We start from the raw sequence: 23895 nt of genomic DNA, 5'->3' as shown, positions 1-23895 counted from the left end.
GTCCATCTCCTTTGTGGCCTTCCCTCATCATGTGCCTGTCTCTATCTCTAGGCATTCACCCTTTTTTGTCTGGGCGCATAGCCTACAACATACAAAGCCTAGCAAGGAGGGACTCCTAATCATGAAACGATTTTTGGCGCTGGGGCTGGCCGCTTTTCTCGTTATGACAGCCGTCTTGACTGGCTGCTCCAGCACTCCCGAAAAAATAAGAATTGGTGAAGTAACTCGTTCCTTGTTTTACGCCCCGCAATATGTCGCACTTGAAAAAGGATTTTTCAAGGAAGAGGGTCTGGAAGTGGAGCTCTCAACCATACCCGGCGGAGATAAAGTGATGTCGGCCCTCTTATCTGGCGGCATCGAGGTAGCGCTTGTCGGCTCCGAGACCAGCATCTACGTCTCTCAGCAAGGAGCTGCCGATCCAGTTGTCAACTTCGCGCAGCTCACGCAGACGGACGGTACCTTCCTCGTCTCCCGCACCAAAATGGATGACTTTACTTTCGACAAGCTAAAGGGCAGTGTCTTCTTGGGTCAACGTAAAGGCGGCATGCCGCAAATGGTCGGAGAGTATGTACTCAAAAAGCACCATATCAATCCGCAAGGCGACCTGGAACTCATTCAGAATATCGAATTCAAAAATATTGCGTCTTCCTTCGCATCGGGTACCGGAGCGTATGTACAGCTCTTTGAACCGGAAGCCTCCCGCTTTGAACAGGAAGGAATCGGCCATGTCGTCGCCTCTTTTGGCAAAGAGAGCGGAACCGTTCCTTATACCGTCTTCATGACAAAACAAAGCTATATCGACAGCAACGCAGCAGCTATCCAAAAGTTTACCAATGCGGTCTACAAAGGGCAACAGTGGGTTGCCAGCCACAGTGCAAAAGAAACGGCTGATGTGATTGGCAAGTACTTCGAGCAAATCGATCCAAAGATTCTGGAGACCGCTGTACAGCGTTACCTGGAACAGGGCTCCTATGCGACAGATCCCATACTGGACGAAAAGGAATGGAACCAGCTACAAGATATTATGGATTCCGCTGGTGAATTAAAGCAACGTGCTGATTACAACAAGCTGGTCAACACCACTTTTGCTACCCAATCCAAGGAAGGGAAATAGGCCGTCATGAAGCAGATTTCTTCTACGCCGGCAAAAATAGAACTCGGCCACGTGACCCATCTTTATTTATCCACGACCAGGGCGTTCATGGCGGTCCAAGACATTAACCTGCGCGTGGAGGAAGGCGAATTCATTTGTCTGGTTGGTCCCAGCGGTTGTGGAAAGACGACGCTGCTCTCACTCATTGCAGGGCTTGAGAAGCCGACAGCAGGCAAGGTGTGGATCGACGGAAGAGAAGTCAACGGAACGTCAAGGCAAGTTGGCTACATGCTTCAGCAAGATTATTTGTTCAATTGGCGCTCCATCGAAGATAACGTGTTTCTCGGACTCGATATCCAAGGCATCCGCTCCAAGGAAACAGAGGAGTACGCGCTGCATCTACTGGATGAAATGGAACTGTCTGATGTGCGCAAATCCTCTCCCCTGCAACTGTCCGGCGGCATGCGGCAACGGGTTGCACTCGTCCGAACACTCGCCTGTCAACCTGATGTGCTGTTGCTTGACGAACCATTTTCGGCTTTGGACTACCAAACCAAACTCAAGCTCGAAGACTTGATCTTTTCAACGCTGCGTCGGCATAAAAAAACGGCAGTCCTTGTGACACATGATCTCTCCGAATCGATCGCGATGGGCGATCGCGTCTATATCTTTTCACGCAACCCGGGACGCATCAACAACGAGATTATCGTACCCACCCCGATCCGGGATGCTCTGCCATTCGACGCCAGAAATCATGATGGATTCCAAGACTTGTTCCATCGCGTGTGGAAAGAGATGGAGGTAGTGTCTGATGCAGCCAAAGGAAATTGAATCCGTCCATCGTCGCTACTTACAGCTAGAAAAGCGTATGAGCTATTCCGTCTTTGCCACCCAACTGTTCCTCTTTCTCGTTTTTCTCGGCTTATGGGAGCTATTGGCTCGAACCAATACCATTAATGCGCTCATCTTCAGCTATCCCTCCAAGATTTGGGCTCAATTTTGGTTGCAGCTGCAAGATGGCAGTCTTCTCCCGCATGTCGGTTTGACCGTATGGGAAACGATCATCGGCTTTCTCTTAGGAACGATTCTGGGAACCGTCATGGCAACGATCATTTGGTGGTCCCCTTTTCTCTCCCGCGTACTGGAGCCTTATCTCGTGATTGCCAACAGTATGCCAAAAGTAGCGCTCGGTCCGGTTTTCATCGTCGGATTTGGTCCAGGTTTGCTCTCCGTCATAGCGATGGGGTGCGCGATCTCGATCATCATCACCACGATCAACGTCTATACCAGCTTCAAGGAAGTCAATCAAAACTACGTCAAAGTTGTGCAAACACTCGGCGGGAGCAAACGGCAAATCTTCACGCTCGTCATTTTGCCAGCTACCATCCCAACCCTTCTCGCAACGCTGAAGGTGAATGTCGGACTTTCGTGGGTAGGCGTCATCGTCGGAGAGTTTCTCGTATCCCAGCAAGGCTTGGGGTATTTGATCATATACGGGTTCCAAGTATTTAATTTCACCCTGGTCATGATGAGCTTAGCCATTATCGCGGTCATCGCTACCCTGATGTATCAAGGTGTAGCCTATATAGAGCGGCGGCTCACCAGCCAGTTCAAATAGATGGCTTCTAAAAAACGGTGCCAACCATCTACCGGGGATGATTGCACCGTTTTTTCATGGACCAATATGTTCTGTCGGGGTTAGGGAGCGACGATCTCGACCTTCATTCTATCTGGGTCCTCGAAAAACAAAGCATAATGTCCCTCGCCTCCAGCATGCGGATGCCGATCCTGATAGAGCAAAGAGATACCGCGACGAGCAGCTTCCTCCCGCAGCTTTTCCACATGTTCTCGATCCCGTGCGTAAAATGCCAGATGATTCAAACCGACTCGACAACGATGATACGGAATGTCGAGGAATCGCTCTTCTGCCTGGACAAAAACCAGATAGGTACCGTTCTGTTTCCAGCTTACCCCGCTCGCCCATTCTTGATAGCGCGTATAGCCCAGCTCTCCTTCCAACAACCAGCCCCAAAAATCTTTGGAGCGTGCCAGATTAGAGACATACACTTCCACGTGATGCAGCATCGCACAGTCCTCCTTTTTACAGAAAAACGCCCGACAGTGAATTGCCGGGCGCTACATCTATCGATTTACTTCCAAAACTTCCACTTGCTCTTCTTCGCCGTCGAATCGTCCATTTGGCTCTCGACGACTTTCTGTTGGGCCGCTGCTTCCACTTCGAGGGCTCCAGGTACTCGATTCAGGAAGTGATCGACCATAGGCTTGTAGTTATCTGGTAAATGCTCTTGCATGTTTCGCAGAATGACGATTGCCTTTTCCATTTGATCGGTCGCCAGCAGAGCGTTGGCATAGTTGAAGCCTGCATACGGATAGGGGAAATGTGGCGTCCAGAACTTTTCACAAATCTGAATCAACTGATAGACATATCCCGCTTGTCCCAATTCACCTGTTACAGTCATGACAACCTCAAAGCGATCTTTCGCTCCTTCAATCGCAACCGTGTACCATTTCATTGCATTCAGGAGATCCTCCTCATTCAACGCAACACGTGCCAACTGCAATTGTGGTCTCCAAGCGCCTTCTTTACTTGCTAGCGCCTCAAGCTGCGCTTTCAGCTCATCCTTCTTCCCTCTTTGCAAGAAGCTCTCAACAAACATGTTCAAGCCATTTTCTTGATTAGGGTCTTTGTGCAGACCTGTATGTAGGGTCTCGAACGCTTTTGGCTCATCTCCCTCAAACGCGAAGATTTTTGCCAAATTGGTGCAAGCCGTACCCGAGGAAGGGAATCGTTCCAGACAATCTGTCAGAATTTTTTTAGCGCTTTCAAATTCTCTCGCCTGCATATGAACGACTGCACGGAAAATGAGAGCAGACTCGATTGGACCGTATAATTCGAGAAGCCTGTCGGCAGCGACAGCGGCTTGCTCATGAAATTGACCCTTCACCAACTCCATCGCAAAATCGCGAAGCTTATCTTTTTCATCCCAGTACTTATCCAGATTTTGCGGAATGATTTTTTTCTGGTAATCCTCTCGGGACATATCGATGGTTTGACCGAACTCATTGGTAAACGTCACAAATTCAGACATGAAACAGCCTCGCTTTCATTTCCTCACAAAAGTTTCAAATGCTTGTACCGCCAATTAGATCCATGCTTTGATATTTACTTTACGGATAAATTCCTCCATTGATTCCTTCGCGGGTTCGTCATTTGCCTCTTCTGCATCTTCCATGCCCATCAGTTGTCGAAACAGTGCTTCGTTCCTTGTCGCCAATGCAAAATCAAGCAAAGCCTCATGCGAGATGCGATTTGCTTCTTCCTCCAGCAATTGCTCCTCCAAGACGATATCCTCTTCTACAACGGCGATATGCTTATCAATTTTCGGAATGCGTAAAACCCAGGAAAATGCGCTGTCCGGATTGCGGTCACGAGCAATCAGGTATCCATATTCACCCAAAGGCAAACCTTGCTCGAAGGAGTCGGCAACAATGACGACGCGTTGTCCAAGCTTGAACATGAGCGTCAACTCCCAATAAAGATTAATTCTAATCATACTAAATTGTATGTGTTCTTGGGAAGAGCAAACCCCAAGGATGGGTAAACACACAAAAAGTTTGTTGCTCGAACCAAAATAAGGTACAATTTTTACAAATGAATGGATATTGGTAATGAGGTGTACAAGGTATGGGTGAAATGTCTACAGGGTTTTCCCTGTTTATCGTTGGTTGGACCATTGTTCTCGTAAGTCTTATGGCGATTGGCGGGTATTTCATGTTCCGCAAATTTCTCAAGTCCATGCCCAAGCAAGACGGAAAATCTGACTTGGATTGGCAAGATCATTTCATTGATCAGACACGTGCACTCTGGACAGATGAGGGTCTGACCTTGCTCAATGAATTGGTTGATCCTGTGCCACAGTTGTTTCGTGATGTTGCGAGACGTTCCATTGCAGCGAAAATAGGGCAGATCGCGCTGGAAGAGAAAGCAACTACCATTACGACAGATTTGATTGTAAAGGGGTACATCGTAGCTACCCCCAAGCGTGACCATAAATGGCTCATTGCCCACCTGAAATCCAAAGAAATCGATTACACGCCCTATGAGAAATATTTAAATGCCGAGGGATAAGTGAAACTTCCCGTGGAGTCATCCGTAAAAAAGGGTAAGACCTTTTTGGCAAGGAGACGATGTGGATGTCAGTCCTACTCACGATTTTGGGGATCGGTTTCGTTATATTGATCGTTGCGATTGTCATTGTGGCGGTCCTCTTTAAGAAAGGCGCACGGTTCTTGTGGAAAATGACCGGACGTGGCTATCACAAGTACAGCAGCAGCGATTACCGATATCGCCCTTTTTGGAAGATGGGGCATCGAACATACGGTCATCGTCACTATCGTCGCAAATATTCCAGCCATAGTGGATTTTTTAGCAGTTAACGTAATGAAAATGAGAAGACACTCAAACCCGTTTGAGTGTCTTTTTTTATGTGGAAAAATCGAGGTTAGATTGTAATTACATGCAAATCAAGCAGTGGTGGACAGAAACGAAAGCAACAAACCTCCAAAACCACAAGACTCGTGGCGTTGGAGGTTTGTATGATTTACGCATCGCTGCTTTTTTTGTTTACGTTTTGCGGCCCTCCGGATACTCCACCCGATACCAGGAATGCCATGACTTCTGAGCTTTCCGTATCAAGCAGTTGTACCTGATCACTCGGAAACAGCAAGAGATTTCCTGCAAAATTGTACGACTGTGGCAGATAGACCGCTACGTGGTCTGTGAGACCAAAAGAATCAAGGCTTTCCTTTGTAATAAACCCAATGGCCTTCGCATTTCCATCCTTGGATAGCGTCACGAGCACCGGCTTGTCGAAGCTCTTCTTCTCCCCTACAAACGCTCCGATCAAATCCTTGATGGACGTATAAATGAGTTTGATAAACGGCACTTTCTCGAAAACGGTGGACACGAGCGAAAGCACTCCGCGTGTCAGCACATTGGATGCCAGAAAACCTACAATCGTGATGCCTAGTATCGTCAAGAGGAAGCCAAGCCCTGGAATTTGGAGATTAAACCAGTTGTTGACCAGCAGATAGAACCAGTTATCTACTGTCGTGAATATCCAGTACAAAATATAAATCGTCACTGCCAAAGGAATGACAAACAATAACCCTTCTAAAAAATAGCGGATGAAACGCTTCATCTCTCTGCTCCTCTCTCCTAACCACCTTACCGTAATTATTGTACCTGATTAGATTGCCATCTGCTATGATGAAGAAAAAAAGAGAAAGTAGGGAGATTGATGCAAGCACTTGTCACACCTCAATGGCTCAAGGATCATCTGAACGATGAAAATTTGGTGATCGTCGATTGTCGTTTTGCTTTAAGTGCTTCTGAAGCAGGTGCAGAGGAATACACAAAGGACCATATCCCGCAAGCCCTCTACTTTCATCTGAACCGTGACCTTTCTGGCTCCAAAAGCGAGCATGGTGGGCGTCATCCGTTACCAGACACGGATCTGCTGGCTGCCCATTTTTCAAATGCGGGAATCGATGCCAACACGACTGTCATCGCCTACGATGATCAGGAAATGGCGATGGCAGGACGTCTATGGTGGCTGCTGCGATACCTTGGTCACGATCGGGTAGCTGTACTCAACGGTGGATACGCTGCTTGGAAAAAGGCTGGCTATGAGGTAACAGCAGAAGTACCTACTGTACAAGCTCGTCAGTTCGTCCCTCATGTCCGCCACGACATGCTGGTTGACATGGAAGGTGTCAAAAAACGCAGCGAGCACACTGTACTGCTCGATTCTCGTGCACCAGAACGCTACCGCGGCGAGAACGAACCGATCGACGCAAAAGCAGGTCACATACCCGGGGCGCACAATTTCTTTTATAAGGACAACCTCACTGCTGATCAGACGATGCTTCCGGCAGACGAGCTGCAAAAGCTTCTCGCCCCTTATGCTGACAAAGAATTGATCGTCTATTGTGGTTCAGGCGTGACGGCTTGCTCCAATTTACTTGCTTTCCATGCTGCTGGTCGAACAGATGTGAAATTGTATGTGGGCAGTTGGAGTGATTGGAGCTCGTATCCAGATAATCCGGTAGCTACCGGCGAAGAGTAATTCCATAATTGGACTGTCGGCGATCGCTTCCTTACGATACTGAGAAGCGGTCGCCTTATTTTTCTTCCACTATCATTTTCGTTATTATTCATAGATAATAATTATCATTATCAAAAGTATTAGCACTTGCCTGAAAAGGTGGATGGATTCATGAAGCATAACGAAGAATACGAGCCTAGTCGTCATATGTCACTCCACGAGGTTCGCTCATATATGATCTGTAACTTCGATCGTCCATTAAACGTAACTACGTTGGCAGCGATGGCGAACTTGAGTCCGAGCTATTTTGGTGATTCGTTCAGGAAGGCTTACGGACAAAGTGTCATGGACTATGTAACGAGTCTGCGTATCAATCATGCCAAACGATTGTTACGCGAGACGGATATGAAGCTGCGGGATATTGCGAAAACAATCGGGTATAGCGATGAGTTTTACTTTAGTCGGAAGTTCAAGAAGGAAGTGGGTGTATCCCCGTCTGCGTATGAAAGAGCTTCCGAACGCAAAGTTGCCGTTTACTCCCCTTCCCTGTTAGGTCATCTAATGGTACTGGGGATTATACCAGTCGCTGCTCCTTTGGATGCGAAGTGGACCCCCTACTATTATCAGCAGTATCAGCAGCGAATTGCCGTTCATCTAAAATCGGTCGAAACAACACGGAACGATGGCGATCAGGAAATGATGCTTTTGGCTGCCAAACCGGATGTTGTCATTAGCCACAGAGAACTTCCCGAAACTACTAGGCAACGCTTGTCCGCACACGCCATAGACGTCTTGACCCTCCAATCTTCTGACTGGAGAGAGCAATTACGTGAAGTTGCCAGTTACACGGGCAAAGAAGCTGCTGGTGACTCCTGGATCGCTTTTTATGAAGCGAAGGCTGCTGACGCTCGCGCAGAGCTTTTGTCCGTGCTCAAGCAAGATAAATTTGCGATCATTCGACTTTATCGGGATGGTATCCATCTCTACAACAACAAGGGAATGAAGGAGCTTCTGTGCGATGATTTGCAGCTTTTTCTTGTGGAAGAGGAAACGGAGCCTTGCAATCAGCCCATCACGCTCGAGCAGCTTGCGAGCTTAGACCCGGAGCGAATCCTGTTGTTCGTTTGTCTGGATGAGTCGACACGCCTAAGCTGGCTGACACTACAACATCATTCGCTTTGGAGAGGACTTCGCGCTGTTCAAAATGGCTATCTCTACCCCTTGCCTTCTAATCCGTGGTACGAGTATTCACCGGTTGCCATGAACCGCATGCTGGATGAGATGGTGCTGATGGTAACGGGGAAAAGTCCAAATGCAATTCAAGGTGTTGTCCATGGAGCCCCCTTCTTGTGTGAATTATAATGTTTTCCAGTGAGAAACATTATCATCGAGAGGGGATTCCACGAGTATGACAAAGAAAACTAGCCTTGCGCTAATGCTGACCACGACGATGCTCGTTGCTGGACTTGCAACAGGATGCGGGAACAACGCAAGCAGTGAGGCAGTGACGCAGAAGGCCAATTCGTCTACCACTGAGAGTGCTGAAGGATCGACAAAAGGCTCTTCTGAACAACCTGCCTACCCGCGGGTACTAAAAGATGAAATGGGTAACGAGGTGACATTACCAGCCGCACCTACCAAAATATTCGCTCCCAATCTGGAAGATACATTGGTCGCATTAGGCGTTGCTCCGGTCGTGCAGTGGTCAACTGGCGCAAGACCAAAAATGTATTTGCAAGATCAGCTAAAAGATGTTCCATCCATTACCTTCGCAGGTGGATTGCCTCCAGAGCCGGAAGCGGTTATGGCCCATGAGCCAGATCTCATCCTCTTGCACAATGCCAACCATATCGAAAGCGGCGTGTATGATAAATATAAGATGATTGCTCCGACGTATGTGTTCAAGCAAGCAAATGCTGATCTGGAATCTTCCGTACGGGTGGTTGGCGATCTGTTGGGCAAGTCGGCGGAAGCTGGAGAAGCTTTGCAGAAATATAAGGAGCATGTCGAGTCAGCCAAAAAGGAGCTGGCCCCCCATATCCAAGGCAAAAAAGCAGCGATTATTCGCTTCAATGGCAGAGGGATGTTCTTCATCAAATACGATTTCTTCAGTGGATACGTACTTACCAATGAGCTAGGCTTTTTGCCGAGCCAGGTTGTATCCGGCGGTGACATTCATTTATCACTAGAGAGCTTGCCTGATTTGGATGCGGATTATATTTTCCTCATCAATGACGCTAATACGGGGGATACGTTCGAGAAAGATTTGACAGAGAGTCCTGTGTGGAAAAGCATGGAGGCTGTGAAGAACGGTCGTACGTTTAAAGTAGAGGGAGATCACTGGTTAAGTGGCGGCCTAATCGCACATAGGAAAGTCATTGACGATGTGAAAGGATTGATTGCAAAATGAGAATCATAGAGAAAAACAGCTACTCCCCTCGTAATTGTGTAGAGTGGTCACTGCAATCAAGCCAAGGTCGTGACTATCGGATTATGATTGCGATTCCGGAAGCTGAGGCCCCTCCTGAAGGGTATGCGGTTATTTATGCTGTGGATGGCGATGCGATGTTTGGAACGATTGCCGAGACAGTGAAGGTGCAAACCCGTAAGCCCAAGGGCTTCAACCCAGCCATTGTTGTAGGAATCGGCTATCCATCACGTCTCCCCTTTGACATGGACCGCCGTTGTTATGATCTGACCATGCCTGTGGACGCAGCTACGCTTCCTGACCGACCAAATGGGCAGCCGTGGCCAGAGCATGGCGGAGTTGATTTGTTCCTCGATTTCCTTGAACAGCAGCTAATGCCAGCTATTTCTTCCGAGTGGAAAATAAATCTGAACAAACAGGCGATTTTCGGCCACTCCTTGGGTGGTCATTTCACACTGTATGCGATGTTCTCGCGTCCGAAGCTATTTACTCACATCGTATCAGGCAGCCCTTCCATCTGGTGGGGCAACGACGAGGTTTTGAGGGAACAAGAGCGCTTCATCGCCCAATGGAAAGGGGATTACGAACGAAAGCTGCTGGTCATTGTTGGCGGTGATGAGCTTTCCTTCATGGTCGAGGGTGCACAACGGGTCGTCGAGCGCATGGAACCACTCGTTACCAAAGGTGTTCAAGTGAGCTACATCAAATTCGAAGATGAGGGCCACGTAAGCGTGCTGCCTTCCGCTATTAATAGACTTGTGCGGTTTGTGCTTACGGATTAGCCTTCTGATACTACTTTCGTAAACGTAAAGGACAGACAAATGATACGATATATTCGTTTATTGCTTCATTTCGGCTATCAAGAAGCCATGTCTTGCTTGTTTCCAGTCTTTATTTTTGCTTCATTGGCCTTATCCAAGCTCGTCACCATTCCTGGTTTGCCGAGGTATGACCTCCTGCTTTTGCTCTGCCTACTCTTCCAGATCTTCATGGTGAAAAGTGGCTTGGAGTCTCGGGACGAATTGAAGGTTATCACGGTCTTTCATGTAATCGGGCTGTGCTTGGAAATATTCAAGGTACATATGGGATCTTGGAGCTATCCAGAGGATGCGTACAGTAAGGTGTTTGGCGTTCCTCTTTACAGTGGGTTCATGTACGCCAGTGTCGCGAGCTACTTATGTCAAGCGTGGCGCCGACTTGAGGTCTCTCTCTCTGGCTGGCCGAATCAGATTATCGCCACCATTTTGGGCGCCATGATTTATCTGAACTTTTTCACCCACCATTATATTTGGGATTTGCGTTGGGTGCTGATGGCAGCTATTTTCATTGTCTTCTGGAAAACACGTGTTTATTTTAGCGTCGCGAACGAGCGATTTTTCATGCCCATCCCTCTTGGTTACTTTTTGATCGGTTTTTTCATTTGGATTGCCGAAAATATAGCAACGTTCCTCGGCGCCTGGAATTATCCGAATCAAAAAGCAGGCTGGGAGCTCGTGCATCTCAGTAAAATCAGCTCGTGGTTTTTACTTGTCATCGTGAGCTTCATTATCGTGGCGGAATTGAAGCACGTAAAATCCAGAAGATCCCAGTCCCATGATAGCAAGAAACACATGTAAAAAGCCTATCCACTCTTACGAAACGTCAAAGGGTGGATAGGCTTTCGCTTCTTACTTACTAACGTTGCTCAGTACATTCTCAATCATTTGGCGGTTGGCAATGACGCCTGTGTACAGCCAACTGGAATCTTTCGCAAACGTATAGGCATTTCCATTCTTCACAGCAGGGATATTCGCCCAGACTGGATCTTTTTGTAGCTGTTCCACAGCAGTTGGATTACTGGTTACGATAAACAAGTACTCGGCATCGAGTTCAGCCAATTTCTCCATAGAGATCGCGTTCCAGTTTGCTTCTCCTGACTTGGAGATTTCCTGAACGATGGCAGGAGCCTTAAACCCGAGGTCCTTGTAGAGGACATCTCCGCTAGACAAGTCCTGACGTGCTACGTACACATTTTTCCCCGTCATCCACAGTGCTGCCGCTGATTTTTCCCCGATCGCTTGATGCAGCTTTTGTTTGGACTCGGTTGCAAATGTCTCATAATCTGCCAGCACTTTCTTCGCTTCTTCTCCCTTGTTGAGGACTTCTCCTACTGTCAGGAGCTCTTTACGCCAATCGCTGTTCTTTTCTTTTCCAATGGTGTAAGTAGGAGCGATTTTCGAGTACTGGCTATACTTATCCCCTTGGATCAGGGATGCGCTTTCCAAAATAATCAGGTCGGGGCTGTGGCTCATCACGACCTCTGGCGGCAGATCATAAGGAATCGCTGGAATACCCGCCAGCTCTTTTTGCAAGTAGCCTTGTACCTGGCTGTTCCCTACTGACCATTGAGCAACTGGCTTCACTCCCAGCGCTACTAAATGATCCTCCAGATAAGAAGCGATCACGCGTTGCGGTTGAGCTGGGACTGTTACTTCATTTCCCATCGCATCCTTCAGTACCCGTGGAGATTCCGCCGCTGGTGCCACGGTCTGGCTGTTGCCCGCTTGTGCCTCTGGACTTGAAGGGTTCTGCTGGCCAGAGCAAGCACTCACAATGAGCACTAAGCTTGCTAATACCATGCTGGCTATCGAATGTTTCGTTATTTTCTTCATGCGTTTGTTCCTCCATCTGTGCCTTGTCATCAAGCCAATCTTGCTAACTCGACCACAATCACATTGAGAATAATAATCAAAATCACAATGGGTATTATAGCGGATTATGCTGAGATGCTCAACTTTTTGTTTATCGAAACGAAAAAAGACCTCCTGCCTGCGAAGCAGAAAGTCCCTCTTCTATCCGTCTTGCAGCCTTATCGCGGAACCCCGCTTAACAAGAATCGATGCAGTCCCCCAATCAGACAAACACCGGCTGTTACAAAAAACGCAATGAAGTACGAATGGTGCCAATTCCCCAGCAAGCCTGCCAATACTGGGCTCAATACCGCACCGATCGACAATACCGCTGAGTAAATACTAAACACGCTACCGTATTGCTCTCGGGGTGAATGTACCGTCAAAATGGTCGCAAAAGCCGGGAACAGCATCCCAAAGCACGCACCGAAGAAAAACATCATCACATGAATCGGAATCGCCAAACCGATTGCGAGGGCGTATAAAAGAAGGCTAAGCACACCCAATCCAGCAAATGTTCTCGTCTCAACGGGTACACGATGTAGCCAAAACTGGCACAAAATCGCAAGGGCCCCCAATCCTTTCAAACTGAACAATATGCCAGTAACAGCCGGGGACAGCCCTTGTCTTTGGATGAGCAAGGGCACTTCGTAGATGATCGTTCCCTGAGCGTAAATGATCGCAAATCCCCCAAGAAACGCAGGGTACAGCATTCGATTTTCCAGGATGGCGGTAAGGCTCTTCTTGCCTCCACCTTTGATCCGTGGCGGGGATGGCGTGCTTCCCTCTACTCTATCCGGCAGCATCATCCATGCGAAAACACCAGCAATGATCATCATGTAGCCAAGAATTACGAACGATTGACCATAGCCGAACTGCACCGCCAAAAAGCTACCGACTGCCGGGGATACGATACCTGCCGAGGTAAGGACCAATCCCTTTTTGCCCATGATCTCGCCCTGCTCAAGTGCCGTCTTCCCTGTTTCTCCGAGCAAGGCAGAACAAGCAGGCGATACAAACGCCATCAAGAACCCGAGCATCAGACGAAAGGTAAAGAAACCCGCGGTATTTTGCACGATGCCTTGACCAATCAGCATCACCCCAGCCAAAATCAATCCACCTGCAATAAACCATTTTTTCGGATAGCGATCGAGAAAAGGGCCAGCGAGCAGGTTTCCTGTCAAATTACTGATCGCATAACCGCCGAGCACGAAGCCGATCATCGCAGCGGATACACCCAATACGTTTAAATACGGCGCAAGAAGAGGCGTCTGCGCATGCATGTCAAAGGCAACCAGAAACAAAACCACTAACAAGAGAGCCCTCAAAGCATTCCCTTCCTCTCAAACGGCCTGTCTTTGTCCCAGTATATGAAGGGAATGGTACAAGTAGGATACAAAAAGAAGAAGGAAGATTCAGAATAAGTGTAGCAATTAATTTTGTATTGCCGTAATATTTACTGTATTACTGTAATCGATTTTGTGCAGGAGGTGACTTTTTGGAGCAAGTTTACAAAAAAATACGAGCGCTTCGTATACAGCAGGAGCTTACATTAAAGGATTTAAGTGAGAAATCAGGATTCTCCGTCAGTTTCTTATCGCAAGTAGAGCGTGGTAACAGCTCGCTCGCGATTACTTCTCTGCAAAAAATTGCGGAATGTCTGGGCGTCCCCATTACGTACTTCTTTGAAGTAGAAAAAGATGTCACGTACCACACGCCCATAGCAAAGCGTAAAACGTTGCAGATTGAAGGGTCACCTGTGAAGTACGTTCGAATCGGTGGGAATTTTCCTGACAGGGCGCTTGAGCCTCTCCTCAACGTGTTGCCACCCGGACAGACGAAGCATGTCGCCTTTCAGCATCCCGGTGAAGAATTTTACTATGTCGTAAAAGGATGTGTCACCATCGTCGTCGACGAAACGGAATACCATCTCGAGCAAGGAGACACGATTCACTTCCCTTCCTCTCTCCTTCATACGTGGTACAATCCTTCCACTGTTGAAGAAGCCGAGATCCTGTCCGTTTTGACGCCTGTTATTTTTAGAACCTAACGCAACGTGTCGTTTCCGCATTGTCTACCAATAAAAAAGGGTGATCTGGATGCAGGAAAGATTGGAAAAGCTGCACGCGTATATGGAAAGCAGGAACCTGGACGCATTGATTATTACGCACCCCAAAAACGTGTACTATTTTACCGGATTTTTGACAGAGCCACATGAACGTTTTATGGGTCTCGTTTTAGTGAGAGGCGAGTCCCCCTTCCTCTTCGTTCCATTGCTGGACGGTGAAAAAGCACGGGAGGCTTGTCCTGCCATTATGATTTACACGCATGACGATTCACAGGATGCGCTAACCGTGCTCAAGCATTTGCTGCCGACTCCCCTCTCTCACATTGGTGTGGAGAAGAACCATTTGACAGCGAAAACATATGAGTCGCTCGTATCGATCGTGCAAGCTATAGAAGCAGTAGATGTCGGAGAATTGCTGTGCAATATACGCGTGGCTAAGGATGAATCTGAAATCGCTACTATCAAGCGAGCGATTTGGGTGATGGAGGAATCCCTACGCCGTACGCTCCCTCTGATATCCGTAGGAATGACGGAGCTGGACGTCGTCGCAGAGCTGGAATACCAGATGAAAAAGCTAAAAGCCCAAGGCCCTTCCTTTTCCACGATTGTACTAGCTGGAGAAAAAGCAGCACTGCCCCATGGTGACCCGGGGAATCGGCTGATTCAGGCAGGAGAAGTTTTGTTGATTGACGCAGGGGTGTATGTCGATGGGTATGTATCGGATCTGACTCGTACTTTTGCAGTTGGTCAACTGGGTGCGGAATTGCTAGACATGTACGATACAGTCTTGCAAGCGAATCTGGCCGGGATACAGGCCGTTCACCCGGGGGCTCCGATCGCAGATGTAGACCTAGCTGCACGAGCTGTCATTGCGGACCGGGGCTATGGAGAATTTTTCATCAATCGTGTAGGCCACGGGATCGGATTGGAGCTTCATGAGGCCCCGTACGTTCACAGCCAGGCAGCAGGAGAACTCATCCCAGGCATGGTTTTCACGATTGAACCGGGCATTTATCATTCGCAGATCGGTGGCATTCGTATTGAAGACAATGTGCTCGTCACGAAGGATGGCGTAGAAGTATTGACGTCTTTTCCCAAAGAGTTGCAAATCCTCGGATAAATGATAAAAGAAAAGGCTGGTGTCGTTCCATTGAAAGTGCTGGAAACAGATCGTCTCATCCTCCGCTGGCAAACGGCCGAAGACGCTGATTTTGTCTTGAAACTGATGAATGAACCTTCTTGGATTCGATTTATTGGCAATCGTGGTCTTCGTACGACGGAAGACGCCCGCAACTATATTTTGAATGGTGCTGTCGCAATGTACGAGAGTCTTGGCTTTGGTCTGTATTTGACAGAACTGAAGGAAGGAAATGTTCCGATCGGTTTATGTGGACTGATTAAGAGAGATTCGTTGGAGGATGTTGATATCGGTTTTGCCTTTCTGCCTGCATACTGGGGTAAAGGCTACGCGTATGAGGCAGCCTCTGCCGTTCTTGCCCACGGAAAAGAAGTTGTCGGCTTACAGCGCATCGTAGCAATCACCAACCCCGATAATGAGTCTTCTGCCAATCTTCTAAAGAAAATCGGCCTGCAAGAAAAAGGGATGATCACCCTTCCCAATGATACGAAGGAGGTCAGGTTTTTTGCCATCGAATTCTAGGCTATGGTGTCCAAGTGAGTCGTAGAATTGGTGAAATGGATCAGACGTCCGTATTCGTTATACTCCAACAAGTGGATACCAGTGTCGCCTGTGGCAAAGTAAATGTCGTGCAAGACAGGCAGTTGCAAGAAGCTTTCGATGATTCTTGAGATCATGCCTCCGTGGGAAACAATCGCAATTCTTTTATAGGAAGTACTAAGATGTCTGATTGCGGAATAGATTTGCTCCCCGCGTGCGCGGAATTCAATCTTGCTCTCGCCATCTCCGCCCAGCTTTTCGTGCGGCAAGATTCCCCAAGGAAACGGGACTTCCTCTAAGGGCTTGCCTGCCAGGTCCCCATTATTGTGCTCTTGCAGCTCGGGTATGTACTGAACCGGACAACCCACTGTCTCAGCCAAAATAGAGGCGGTCTCACTGGCTCGCTTGAGTGTGCTCGCCCAAATAAATTCTGGAGGAAACTGCTCTAGAACACGTGCTGCCATGAGCCGTACCTGTTTACGCCCTTCTTCTGTCAAAGAAAAATCTGCCTTACCTTCATGTACATTCAAAATGTCAGCTTCGGATTGTCCATGTCGAATCAACAAAATTTGCATTGTATTGCCTCCTCCTGAGGGATAAAGAGGGCCTCACCGTGATCGGGAGGCCCTGTAATTCCTTTTTCAATTAAGAATGAACGGATTTCAAGCCAAGAGAACTCTCGTGGAACTTGATATTCGAGTACTTATCCATCGCGACACGCAACTGGTACTCGCTCTCAAACAGCATAACCGGACGGCCATAACGGTCAGAAACGGTTCTGTTCTTGACAACATCGAGGTCTGCTTTCTCCCCTTCGAGCCAGCGAGCGATTTGATACGGCATACGCGTCAGCATGATGTCTACCCCGTACTCGGCTTTCAAACGGTATTCCAGTACCTCGAACTGCAGTACACCTACCACGCCAAGAATCAGCTCTTCCATCGGATGGGTACGGAATAACTGCACCGTTCCTTCCTCGGTCAACTGCATGATCCCTTTTTGGAATTGCTTGTGCTTCATGGCGTCCTTCACCATCACCTTGGAGAAAAACTCCGGCGAGAAGTGCGGCATTTCTTCGTACTCAAACGATTTTCCGACGCAGAGTGTATCGCCGATCTGGAAAATGCCTGGGTCAAAAAGACCGATGACATCTCCCGCGAACGATTCATCGACTATTTCGCGGTCCTGTGCCATAAACTGTACCGGCTGTGCCAATTTGATGTCTTTGCCAAGACGGACGTGCTTGACTGACATTCCCCGCTCAAACTTGCCGGAGCAAATACGCAAGAAAGCGATGCGATCTCGGTGAGCTGGATTCATGTTGGCTTGGATTTTAAAGATGAAGCCGGAAAACGCGTTCGAATACGGATCGATCAAGCCTTCTGTACTTTTCTTCGCAGAAGGTGCTGGTGCCATTTGCAGGAAGTTGTCCAGGAATGTTTGTACACCGAAGTTATTGATGGCACTACCGAAGAAAACAGGCGTCAGTTGCCCTTTGTTGATCAGTTCAGGATCGTATTCATCTCCGGCAACATCCAGCAGGGAGATTTCGTCCTGCAATTGCTGCCACAGTTCTTGACCGACACGCTCACCGATCAGTGGATCTTCTGCTCCCTCTACAGGGAAAAAGGAAATGTCCTCGTGCTGTGTATTACTTTGATACATCTCGACACGAGACTTCATGCGGTCAAATACGCCGCTGAAATAGCTGCCCATCCCAATCGGCCAGTTCATTGGATAAGAACGAATACCCAGTACGCGCTCAATTTCTTCCAAGAGCTCGAATGGATCTTTACCGTGACGGTCCAGCTTGTTTACAAACGTAAAGATTGGAATACCCCGCATCCGACAGACCTTGAACAGCTTGATCGTCTGTGCTTCTACCCCTTTTGCTACGTCGATAATCATCACAGCAGCGTCAGCAGCCGTCAGCGTGCGGTACGTATCTTCACTGAAGTCCTGGTGACCAGGTGTATCCAAAATGTTGATGTGATGTCCGTTGTATTCGAAATCCATCGCACTGGACGTAACGGAGATTCCACGCTTTTTCTCGATCTCCATCCAGTCGGAGGTGGCGTGCTTGGAATTTTTGCGCCCTTTGACCATCCCTGCTTCACGGATGGCTCCGCCGTAGTAGAGCAGCTTTTCCGTCATTGTCGTTTTACCCGCATCCGGGTGGGAGATGATGGCGAAGGTACGGCGTTTTGCTATCTCATTTTCCCATTGGGGATTGGATTGACTCATCTTCATTCTCCTGTCATCGCAAATAAGTAACACTTTCGTTTCCTCTACGATTATACCGACAAATGCTTGCCGCATCCACCTCGTAATTTTTCATCTACTTTCGGCAAAAATAATGATTTCAAGGATGATAGTATAAGCGCAACAAAGGCCACGTACAAGGCTTTGCGTAGCCAAGCTTCCTAAAAACCGTTATAATATTTCAGTAGTAAAAATTTTTTGACTGCATGACTTACATATTGTTTACCAAGATATGACAAAACGATAGGAGGAACCCTATGTCAACGACTGTGGAAACACGTGCGGCCGAATTTCGTGACTATGTGAAGAAAATAACCAGCTACACGCAAGCGCTGAACGTTCTGTATTGGGACAAGGCTACACAAGCGCCTCGCAATGGTATGGATGCCCGTTCCGAAATCATCGGGACATTGGCTGGCGAGCAATTCAAGCTGGCGACGTCTAAAGAAATGGAAGCGCTTTTGACGGAGCTGAGTGAGCCATCTGTCCTCGAAACATTGGATGAAATTACCCGTCATAGTGTGCTGGAATGCAAAAAGGAATTTGACCGCAACAGGAAAATTCCTGCTGACAGACATCAAGCGTACGTCGTGCTGACCGCTAAGGCAGAAACAGTGTGGGAAGAAGCTCGTGCCAACAACGACTTTTCCATGTTCCAGCCGTACCTGGAGAAAATCGTGAACTTCCAGCTCGAGTTCATCGAGTATTGGGGTCATGACGGCAAAAACAAGTACAACACCCTCTTGGACATGTATGAGCCTGGTATGACTGTCGATCAGCTCGATCCGATCTTTGCCACCTTGCGCGAGAAAACGGTCAAGCTGGTAAAAGCGATCGCCGACTCCCCGAACAAACCAGACACATCATTCTTGACGAAAAACTTCCCAGTGGCAGACCAGGAAACATTCAGCCGTTATATCCTCGAGAAAATCGGGTACGACTTCAAGTCTGGCCGCATGGATCGCAGTGCTCATCCATTCTGCACCACCTTCAACCCTGGTGATGTCCGCATTACGACGCGCTACGCTGAAAATGATTTCAATTCTGCGCTCTTCAGTTGTATTCACGAGGCTGGCCACGCGATGTATGAGCAGAATATCAATCCTGACTTGCTGTTCACTCCTCTGTGCGATGGTACCTCCATGGGGATTCACGAATCTCAATCCCGCTACTGGGAAAACATGGTCGGACGCAGTCTGCCGTTCTGGAATCACTTTTTCGCTGACTTGCAAAAAGCTTTCCCTACCCAATTCGAGGGTGTGTCTGTAGAAGACCTGCATCGTGCGGTTAACGCTGTTACTCCTTCCTTTATCCGGACTGAAGCAGATGAGTTGACGTACAACCTGCATGTCATGATCCGCTACGAAATCGAGAAAGGCTTGATCAATCAAACCATTCAAGTAGCTGATCTGCCAAAAATCTGGAATGAAAAAATGAAAGAATACCTCGGTGTTGAGCCACCGACAGATGCACTGGGTGTGCTTCAGGATGTACACTGGTCAGGCGGAATGATCGGTTACTTCCCTACTTACTCGCTGGGTAATGTGTATGCGGCACAATTCGTCCACGTTATGGAGCGGGAGATCAACGGCTACGAAGAGCTGATCGCAAAAGGCGATTTCGCTCCGATCCGTGAGTGGCTCAAGGAAAAAATTCATCAGTACGGTAAAATGAAGAGCCCTCGTGAACTCGTTCAAGCAATTACAGGCGAAAGTACAAATGCGACTTACTTGATGAATTATCTGGAGAAAAAATACACAGACGTATACAAGCTAGAAAAATAAGTTTCTCGACTGCTCAATCCTTTCGTACAAAAAGCCAGTCAAACACGTGAACCGCCCCCCAATTGTCAGACACATCTAACAGTTAGAGGTGCAGTTCAGTTTTGACTGGCTAATTCTTTTGAACGATCGATAGCCGTTAGTTTCCAAGCATTCGATGTTATTGGTAGCATCCAGGAAGGACATGAAACACTGCATAGGGCACCATGATCGGGTCAGATGGAACGGCGGGAGCGAACCAAAGTTAGCCCAGCGAGAACCATGCCGGTCAGCCCCATCACGATGGCCACAATGGCCCCGGCTCGCCCGCTACCGGTGCCGAAATCACCGGTAAAGTTGGCCAGATGAAGCCCAGCGTAAACTATGACGATCAACGCCATCACCGCAGCCACGATGGCCCCGCGTCTCCCTGATCCGGTGCCGAAGCGACCGGCGGAGCGGGCCAGAGACAGCCCGCCGATGACCGCACTGATCAGCCCCACCACCGCGTCCATCGTGGCCCAGAGTCGCCCGGGGGTTAATCCGTATACGACATTACCGTTGGTTACTTCAGCAGAGGCTATAGTTGGAACAAGCAAAAGTGCACAAAGTATTCCGAATGAAACTAGCTTCGTTTTCATTTGCTAATTACTCCTCTTTTTTTTTGCGAACCGAATAAAAATCTTACAATGTTTATTTCATCAATATCATTGCGGAAGCGTAGGCATGCTTTACGCAGAGTCTCGACAAAGCCGTTTAGGTGTATAAAGTGTAAAATATTCCTAAGCATTCATAACCATCACTCCATTTCAGCTCAATTGTTACGTAATTGGTGGATAAATCCCCCCTTAGCTCCTAGTTCCAGTAGCGCCTTTCAATCGACATCACACACAATCCACTGCTCATTCCTTTCACAGCCAGTTTATAAAACAAATATCGAGAACTTATGCAGATCTTCCTCTCTTTGCGTGGATTTCTTCAAGAACCTTCCAAATCACGGTATTATTTCGGTAAGCAATTTAACTCTCGTCAATGAAAGCAGACTAAAAGGGAAAGATGTGATGGGAATGGAAGCGAAATTGTTGCTTGTGGAGGACGAACCAGGCATGCTGGAGGAGATGCAGACCTTTTTGCAACGTGAAGGGTTCCGAATATTAACCGCCTGTACTGGCAAGGAAGCGCTTATGATTGCCTGGTCTGAACGGCCTGATCTCATCGTGCTTGATTGGATGCTCCCCGAGAAAAGCGGCATCGACGTTTGCCTCGAAATCAGGCAAACTTTGCAATGCGGCATTATTATGGTCACGGCCCGATCGGATGAATCGGATAAAATCGTCGGTCTGGAAATCGGCGCGGATGATTATTTGACGAAGCCGTTCAGTTTGCGCGAGCTCGCTTCGCGCATCCGAGCTTTACTTCGCCGCTTACGCGGACCTGAAGACAAGTCGATGTTCTTGGAAAGAGACAACTTGATCATTTCCGAGGCCAAATGTCAGGTATTCAAAGACGGTCTGGAAATCCAATTGACACCTACCGAATTCAAAATTCTGTTCACACTGGCGGGTCGTCCTGGCATTGTCTTTAGCCGTTTGCAATTGTTAAAGGCTGCTTTGGCGGATGAATACATGGGATACGAAAGAACGATGGACTCCCATATCCGGAATCTTCGCCGCAAACTGGGAGACGATCCTGCCAATCCTCGATATATTCAAACGGTATATGGTTTCGGTTACCGATTCGGTGAACGCTCATGAAGATGACGGTCCGGATGAAAATATTTGCTATGGGACTGCTTTTGCTCATTGTGGGTAACACTATCTCCCTTACAACGCAAGTTTACACAGGCGGCTTGTTCGATCAATTTCAAAGGGAACAAATCGATGACAACTATTTGAGCGCCTCGCCCGAAGAGCAAATCGAAAAATTAAAATCATATGTCCTTGACAAAATGGAGCTGAACGTACTGCTTAGAGCGTCCATTTTTGTTTTGATCGGGTTGTCCTTTATTTTTTGGATATCGGGAGTGCTGACCCTCCCGCTCAAAAAGCTTATAGACGCCATAGAGCGCGTGGCGCAGGGCGACTTGAACGTCAAAGTACCTGTAGACACGAAAGATGAGTATGGGAAAGTCAGCCAAACGTTCAATGATATGACGTTTCGTCTGCGTGAAGCCGAAGAAACCCGCAGACGATTGGTGGCCGATGTTGCTCACGAGCTTCGCACGCCGCTGTCGATTATGCAGCTTAAATTGGAGAATTATCAGCAGGCCGGTCATCATGTCCCGCCTGAAATGCTGCTTCGGATTCATGATGAAGTGATCCGAATGAGCCTGCTTGTAGATGATCTTCATGTCTTGTCGTTGGCAGAAGCGGGCCAGTTATCGCTCGATCGCAAACCGCTCGATCTGACGATACACCTAGAACGAATCGTGGACGACTTGAAATTCGAAGCAGAAGAAAATGGATTGGACATTCGCCTTCATACAATTACAAGGCCGGTTACCGTGATGGCCGATGCAAGACGAATTACGCAGGTTTTCTTTAATTTGCTGACCAATGCGATTCGTTACACGCCACGTGAAGGGAAGATTACGGTTGAAATCGAAAACCGGGTCGTTGAACGGAATGCGTTCTTTGCACGTGTCTCGGTGATCGATACCGGCATCGGGATACCGGAGGAACATCTGCACCACCTATTCGATCGATTTTACCGCGTAGACGAAGCACGCTCGCGGCATACAGGCGGTACGGGGCTCGGATTATCTATCGTCCATCATTTTGTAAGAGCCCACGGCGGTTTCATCCGCGTTGAAAGTCAGCCTGACGAAGGCGCTGTATTTACCGTTTATCTGCCTATAGGCCATGATATTTAAATAATTGATAACCCCGGCCCAGAATGCGAGTCTAAAACTTTATTATCTCTGTACACCTTCTTATTGGGAGGACATTTTTTATTGTTTAGTTACCTTTCGTAACCTACGTACATAAAAGTGCATCCTTCCCCCCGCGGATAAATGATAGTACACTGCACAATATACATGAGATTCCTATTGTCTTGAAAAAGGAGTGTTATCGATTGGCTATCGATCTAAAAGGAAAAACCGCAATCATTACAGGTGCAGGTAAAGGCATCGGTCGCGCTACTGCAATTGCGTTGGCAAAAGAAGGCGTGAATCTCGGCCTCTTGGCTCGCTCTGAGGAAAATTTGAAGCAAGTAGCCAAGGAAGTAGAAGCATACGGCGTGAAGGTCGCGATTGCGACAGCAGACGTTTCCAACTATGATGACGTCACGACAGCGGTTACCTCTATCAAAAATGAACTGGGTCAAATTGATATCCTGCTCAACAATGCAGGCGTCGCTAAATTCGGTAAATTCCTGGAGCTGGAAACCAGCGAATGGGAGCAAATCATCCAAGTCAATCTGATGGGTGTGTACTACGTGACTCGCGCTGTACTCCCTGGCATGATTGACCAGAACTCCGGTGACATTATCAACATCTCCTCTACTGCTGGGCAAAAAGGCGCTCCTGTCACCAGCGCGTATAGTGCATCCAAGTTTGGTGTTCTTGGTCTGACTGAATCGTTGGCCCTCGAAGTTCGCAAACACAACATTCGCGTAACGGCGCTTACGCCTAGCACAGTAGCAACCGATATGGCAATTGACTTGGGTCTGACCGACGGAAATCCAGAAAAGACCATGCAGCCTGAGGATATTGCTGAGTTCGTGGTTAGCCAGTTGAAGCTGAATAAACGCATCTTTGTAAAATCCGCTGGACTTTGGTCCACCAATCCATAGAAATGGCATGGCAA

General features: G+C 48.0%; 26 protein-coding genes. 17 read left to right on the top strand and 9 right to left on the bottom strand.

Annotated features, from left to right (window positions below; all coding sequences use genetic code 11):
* Nucleotides 1–121 precede the first annotated feature (121 nt).
* Genes AB432_RS11855 through AB432_RS11845 form a run of 3 tightly spaced genes read left to right on the top strand, consistent with a single transcriptional unit; the run spans nt 122 to nt 2711 of the window.
* Nucleotides 122–1114, top strand: a complete 993-nt coding sequence (locus AB432_RS11855; protein ID WP_048032453.1) for an ABC transporter substrate-binding protein — start codon at nt 122–124, stop codon at nt 1112–1114.
* Nucleotides 1115–1120: 6 nt separating this feature from the next.
* Complete coding sequence (locus tag AB432_RS11850) at nt 1121–1924, top strand: ABC transporter ATP-binding protein (protein ID WP_048032452.1); 804 nt, start codon at nt 1121–1123, stop codon at nt 1922–1924.
* Nucleotides 1905–2711 (top strand): ABC transporter permease, encoded by an 807-nt coding sequence (locus AB432_RS11845; protein ID WP_048032451.1) that lies wholly within the window; start codon nt 1905–1907, stop codon nt 2709–2711. Before AB432_RS11850 ends, AB432_RS11845 begins: the two co-directional genes overlap by 20 nt.
* 80 nt (nt 2712–2791) lie before the next feature.
* Here the strand turns inward: AB432_RS11845 and AB432_RS11840 are convergent, their stop codons facing one another.
* The 3 genes from AB432_RS11840 to AB432_RS11830 all read right to left on the bottom strand — a co-directional run bounded on the left by AB432_RS11840 (nt 2792) and on the right by AB432_RS11830 (nt 4632).
* Nucleotides 2792–3178: a VOC family protein gene (locus AB432_RS11840; protein ID WP_048032450.1), complete on the bottom strand. Its 387-nt coding sequence runs from the start codon at nt 3176–3178 to the stop codon at nt 2792–2794.
* A gap of 65 nt (nt 3179–3243) precedes the next feature.
* On the bottom strand, nt 3244–4203 hold the full coding sequence (locus tag AB432_RS11835) for a tetratricopeptide repeat protein (protein WP_048032449.1): 960 nt from the start codon (nt 4201–4203) through the stop codon (nt 3244–3246).
* 54 nt (nt 4204–4257) lie between these two features.
* On the bottom strand, nt 4258–4632 hold the full coding sequence (locus AB432_RS11830; RefSeq protein ID WP_048032448.1) for a hypothetical protein: 375 nt from the start codon (nt 4630–4632) through the stop codon (nt 4258–4260).
* Nucleotides 4633–4799: 167 nt separating this feature from the next.
* Here AB432_RS11830 and AB432_RS11825 point away from each other — a divergent pair, with 167 nt between their 5' ends.
* Together AB432_RS11825 and AB432_RS11820 are read left to right on the top strand one after the other, a co-directional pair.
* Nucleotides 4800–5243 (top strand): DUF2621 domain-containing protein, encoded by a 444-nt coding sequence (locus AB432_RS11825; protein WP_048032447.1) that lies wholly within the window; start codon nt 4800–4802, stop codon nt 5241–5243.
* A gap of 65 nt (nt 5244–5308) precedes the next feature.
* Nucleotides 5309–5551, top strand: coding sequence for a hypothetical protein (locus AB432_RS11820; protein ID WP_007724492.1), 243 nt, complete (start codon nt 5309–5311; stop codon nt 5549–5551).
* A gap of 164 nt (nt 5552–5715) precedes the next feature.
* Here AB432_RS11820 and AB432_RS11815 read toward each other — a convergent pair whose 3' ends face one another.
* Nucleotides 5716–6315 (bottom strand): DUF502 domain-containing protein, encoded by a 600-nt coding sequence (locus tag AB432_RS11815; protein WP_048032446.1) that lies wholly within the window; start codon nt 6313–6315, stop codon nt 5716–5718.
* Nucleotides 6316–6414: 99 nt separating this feature from the next.
* Between AB432_RS11815 and AB432_RS11810 the strand changes: the two genes are divergently transcribed.
* From AB432_RS11810 to AB432_RS11790, 5 genes are all read left to right on the top strand, one after another.
* Nucleotides 6415–7242 (top strand): sulfurtransferase, encoded by an 828-nt coding sequence (locus AB432_RS11810; RefSeq protein ID WP_048032445.1) that lies wholly within the window; start codon nt 6415–6417, stop codon nt 7240–7242.
* A gap of 150 nt (nt 7243–7392) precedes the next feature.
* Nucleotides 7393–8583, top strand: a complete 1191-nt coding sequence (locus AB432_RS11805) for a helix-turn-helix domain-containing protein (RefSeq protein ID WP_048032444.1) — start codon at nt 7393–7395, stop codon at nt 8581–8583.
* Between the two features lie 46 nt (nt 8584–8629).
* A complete protein-coding gene (locus tag AB432_RS11800) occupies nt 8630–9631 on the top strand; it encodes an ABC transporter substrate-binding protein (protein ID WP_048032443.1) in 1002 nt (333 codons plus the stop codon).
* Nucleotides 9628–10431 (top strand): alpha/beta hydrolase, encoded by an 804-nt coding sequence (locus tag AB432_RS11795; protein WP_048032442.1) that lies wholly within the window; start codon nt 9628–9630, stop codon nt 10429–10431. Before AB432_RS11800 ends, AB432_RS11795 begins: the two co-directional genes overlap by 4 nt.
* 39 nt (nt 10432–10470) lie before the next feature.
* A complete protein-coding gene (locus AB432_RS11790) occupies nt 10471–11265 on the top strand; it encodes a DUF817 domain-containing protein (protein WP_048032441.1) in 795 nt (264 codons plus the stop codon).
* Nucleotides 11266–11316: 51 nt separating this feature from the next.
* Here AB432_RS11790 and AB432_RS11785 read toward each other — a convergent pair whose 3' ends face one another.
* Nucleotides 11317–12300, bottom strand: coding sequence for an ABC transporter substrate-binding protein (locus AB432_RS11785; RefSeq protein ID WP_048032440.1), 984 nt, complete (start codon nt 12298–12300; stop codon nt 11317–11319).
* Between the two features lie 197 nt (nt 12301–12497).
* Nucleotides 12498–13646, bottom strand: coding sequence for an MFS transporter (locus tag AB432_RS11780; protein WP_048032439.1), 1149 nt, complete (start codon nt 13644–13646; stop codon nt 12498–12500).
* Nucleotides 13647–13816: 170 nt separating this feature from the next.
* On the opposite strand from AB432_RS11780, the gene AB432_RS11775 reads away from it, so the two are divergent.
* The 3 genes from AB432_RS11775 to AB432_RS11765 are packed head-to-tail and all read left to right on the top strand — an operon-like array spanning nt 13817 to nt 16046.
* Nucleotides 13817–14368, top strand: a complete 552-nt coding sequence (locus AB432_RS11775) for a helix-turn-helix domain-containing protein (protein WP_048032438.1) — start codon at nt 13817–13819, stop codon at nt 14366–14368.
* A 49-nt stretch (nt 14369–14417) separates the two neighbouring features.
* On the top strand, nt 14418–15506 hold the full coding sequence (locus AB432_RS11770; RefSeq protein ID WP_048032437.1) for a M24 family metallopeptidase: 1089 nt from the start codon (nt 14418–14420) through the stop codon (nt 15504–15506).
* Entirely contained in the window at nt 15507–16046 is a 540-nt protein-coding gene (locus tag AB432_RS11765) for a GNAT family N-acetyltransferase (RefSeq protein ID WP_082195908.1), read from the top strand. It abuts the gene before it with no gap.
* Here the strand turns inward: AB432_RS11765 and AB432_RS11760 are convergent.
* Both AB432_RS11760 and AB432_RS11755 read right to left on the bottom strand, forming a co-directional pair.
* On the bottom strand, nt 16043–16639 hold the full coding sequence (locus AB432_RS11760) for a histidine phosphatase family protein (RefSeq protein ID WP_048032436.1): 597 nt from the start codon (nt 16637–16639) through the stop codon (nt 16043–16045). The two genes, AB432_RS11765 and AB432_RS11760, sit on opposite strands and share 4 nt — an antisense overlap.
* Before the next feature lie 70 nt (nt 16640–16709).
* Nucleotides 16710–18308, bottom strand: a complete 1599-nt coding sequence (locus AB432_RS11755) for a peptide chain release factor 3 (protein ID WP_048032435.1) — start codon at nt 18306–18308, stop codon at nt 16710–16712.
* A 275-nt stretch (nt 18309–18583) separates the two neighbouring features.
* Between AB432_RS11755 and AB432_RS11750 the strand changes: the two genes are divergently transcribed.
* Nucleotides 18584–20110, top strand: a complete 1527-nt coding sequence (locus AB432_RS11750; protein ID WP_048032434.1) for a carboxypeptidase M32 — start codon at nt 18584–18586, stop codon at nt 20108–20110.
* A gap of 212 nt (nt 20111–20322) precedes the next feature.
* Here AB432_RS11750 and AB432_RS11745 read toward each other — a convergent pair whose 3' ends face one another.
* Entirely contained in the window at nt 20323–20727 is a 405-nt protein-coding gene (locus tag AB432_RS11745; RefSeq protein WP_048032433.1) for a DUF6223 family protein, read from the bottom strand.
* Nucleotides 20728–21153: 426 nt separating this feature from the next.
* Between AB432_RS11745 and AB432_RS11740 the strand changes: the two genes are divergently transcribed.
* From AB432_RS11740 to AB432_RS11730, 3 genes are all read left to right on the top strand, one after another.
* Nucleotides 21154–21840 carry a response regulator gene (locus AB432_RS11740; protein ID WP_048035776.1) on the top strand — a complete coding sequence of 229 codons (687 nt, stop codon included), beginning with the start codon at nt 21154–21156 and terminating at the stop codon, nt 21838–21840.
* Nucleotides 21837–22958 carry a sensor histidine kinase gene (locus tag AB432_RS11735; RefSeq protein WP_048032432.1) on the top strand — a complete coding sequence of 374 codons (1122 nt, stop codon included), beginning with the start codon at nt 21837–21839 and terminating at the stop codon, nt 22956–22958. The genes AB432_RS11740 and AB432_RS11735 overlap by 4 nt, the downstream gene beginning before the upstream one ends.
* Nucleotides 22959–23161: 203 nt before the next feature.
* The gene (locus tag AB432_RS11730; protein WP_048032431.1) at nt 23162–23881 is read left to right on the top strand and encodes a 3-ketoacyl-ACP reductase; all 720 of its coding nucleotides are present in this window, start codon (nt 23162–23164) and stop codon (nt 23879–23881) included.
* Nucleotides 23882–23895 lie beyond the last annotated feature (14 nt).

Source organism: Brevibacillus brevis (assembly GCF_001039275.2).
Classification (GTDB): Bacteria; Bacillota; Bacilli; order Brevibacillales; family Brevibacillaceae; genus Brevibacillus; species Brevibacillus brevis_C.
This window is presented reverse-complemented; position numbering and strand designations above follow the sequence as displayed.

Excerpts from the sequence above, each read along its gene's own strand:
- AB432_RS11855 (WP_048032453.1), top strand. The coding sequence starts at position 122 with ATGAAACGATTTTTGGCGCTGGGGCTGGCCGCTTTTCTCGTTATGACA.
- AB432_RS11850 (WP_048032452.1), top strand. The coding sequence starts at position 1,121 with ATGAAGCAGATTTCTTCTACGCCGGCAAAAATAGAACTCGGCCACGTG.
- AB432_RS11845 (WP_048032451.1), top strand. The coding sequence starts at position 1,905 with ATGCAGCCAAAGGAAATTGAATCCGTCCATCGTCGCTACTTACAGCTA.
- AB432_RS11840 (WP_048032450.1), bottom strand. The coding sequence starts at position 3,178 with ATGCTGCATCACGTGGAAGTGTATGTCTCTAATCTGGCACGCTCCAAA.
- AB432_RS11835 (WP_048032449.1), bottom strand. The coding sequence starts at position 4,203 with ATGTCTGAATTTGTGACGTTTACCAATGAGTTCGGTCAAACCATCGAT.
- AB432_RS11830 (WP_048032448.1), bottom strand. The coding sequence starts at position 4,632 with ATGTTCAAGCTTGGACAACGCGTCGTCATTGTTGCCGACTCCTTCGAG.
- AB432_RS11825 (WP_048032447.1), top strand. The coding sequence starts at position 4,800 with ATGGGTGAAATGTCTACAGGGTTTTCCCTGTTTATCGTTGGTTGGACC.
- AB432_RS11820 (WP_007724492.1), top strand. The coding sequence starts at position 5,309 with ATGTCAGTCCTACTCACGATTTTGGGGATCGGTTTCGTTATATTGATC.
- AB432_RS11815 (WP_048032446.1), bottom strand. The coding sequence starts at position 6,315 with ATGAAGCGTTTCATCCGCTATTTTTTAGAAGGGTTATTGTTTGTCATT.
- AB432_RS11810 (WP_048032445.1), top strand. The coding sequence starts at position 6,415 with ATGCAAGCACTTGTCACACCTCAATGGCTCAAGGATCATCTGAACGAT.
- AB432_RS11805 (WP_048032444.1), top strand. The coding sequence starts at position 7,393 with ATGAAGCATAACGAAGAATACGAGCCTAGTCGTCATATGTCACTCCAC.
- AB432_RS11800 (WP_048032443.1), top strand. The coding sequence starts at position 8,630 with ATGACAAAGAAAACTAGCCTTGCGCTAATGCTGACCACGACGATGCTC.
- AB432_RS11795 (WP_048032442.1), top strand. The coding sequence starts at position 9,628 with ATGAGAATCATAGAGAAAAACAGCTACTCCCCTCGTAATTGTGTAGAG.
- AB432_RS11790 (WP_048032441.1), top strand. The coding sequence starts at position 10,471 with ATGATACGATATATTCGTTTATTGCTTCATTTCGGCTATCAAGAAGCC.
- AB432_RS11785 (WP_048032440.1), bottom strand. The coding sequence starts at position 12,300 with ATGAAGAAAATAACGAAACATTCGATAGCCAGCATGGTATTAGCAAGC.
- AB432_RS11770 (WP_048032437.1), top strand. The coding sequence starts at position 14,418 with ATGCAGGAAAGATTGGAAAAGCTGCACGCGTATATGGAAAGCAGGAAC.
- AB432_RS11765 (WP_082195908.1), top strand. The coding sequence starts at position 15,507 with ATGATAAAAGAAAAGGCTGGTGTCGTTCCATTGAAAGTGCTGGAAACA.
- AB432_RS11760 (WP_048032436.1), bottom strand. The coding sequence starts at position 16,639 with ATGCAAATTTTGTTGATTCGACATGGACAATCCGAAGCTGACATTTTG.
- AB432_RS11755 (WP_048032435.1), bottom strand. The coding sequence starts at position 18,308 with ATGAGTCAATCCAATCCCCAATGGGAAAATGAGATAGCAAAACGCCGT.
- AB432_RS11750 (WP_048032434.1), top strand. The coding sequence starts at position 18,584 with ATGTCAACGACTGTGGAAACACGTGCGGCCGAATTTCGTGACTATGTG.
- AB432_RS11745 (WP_048032433.1), bottom strand. The coding sequence starts at position 20,727 with ATGAAAACGAAGCTAGTTTCATTCGGAATACTTTGTGCACTTTTGCTT.
- AB432_RS11740 (WP_048035776.1), top strand. The coding sequence starts at position 21,154 with ATGGAAGCGAAATTGTTGCTTGTGGAGGACGAACCAGGCATGCTGGAG.
- AB432_RS11735 (WP_048032432.1), top strand. The coding sequence starts at position 21,837 with ATGAAGATGACGGTCCGGATGAAAATATTTGCTATGGGACTGCTTTTG.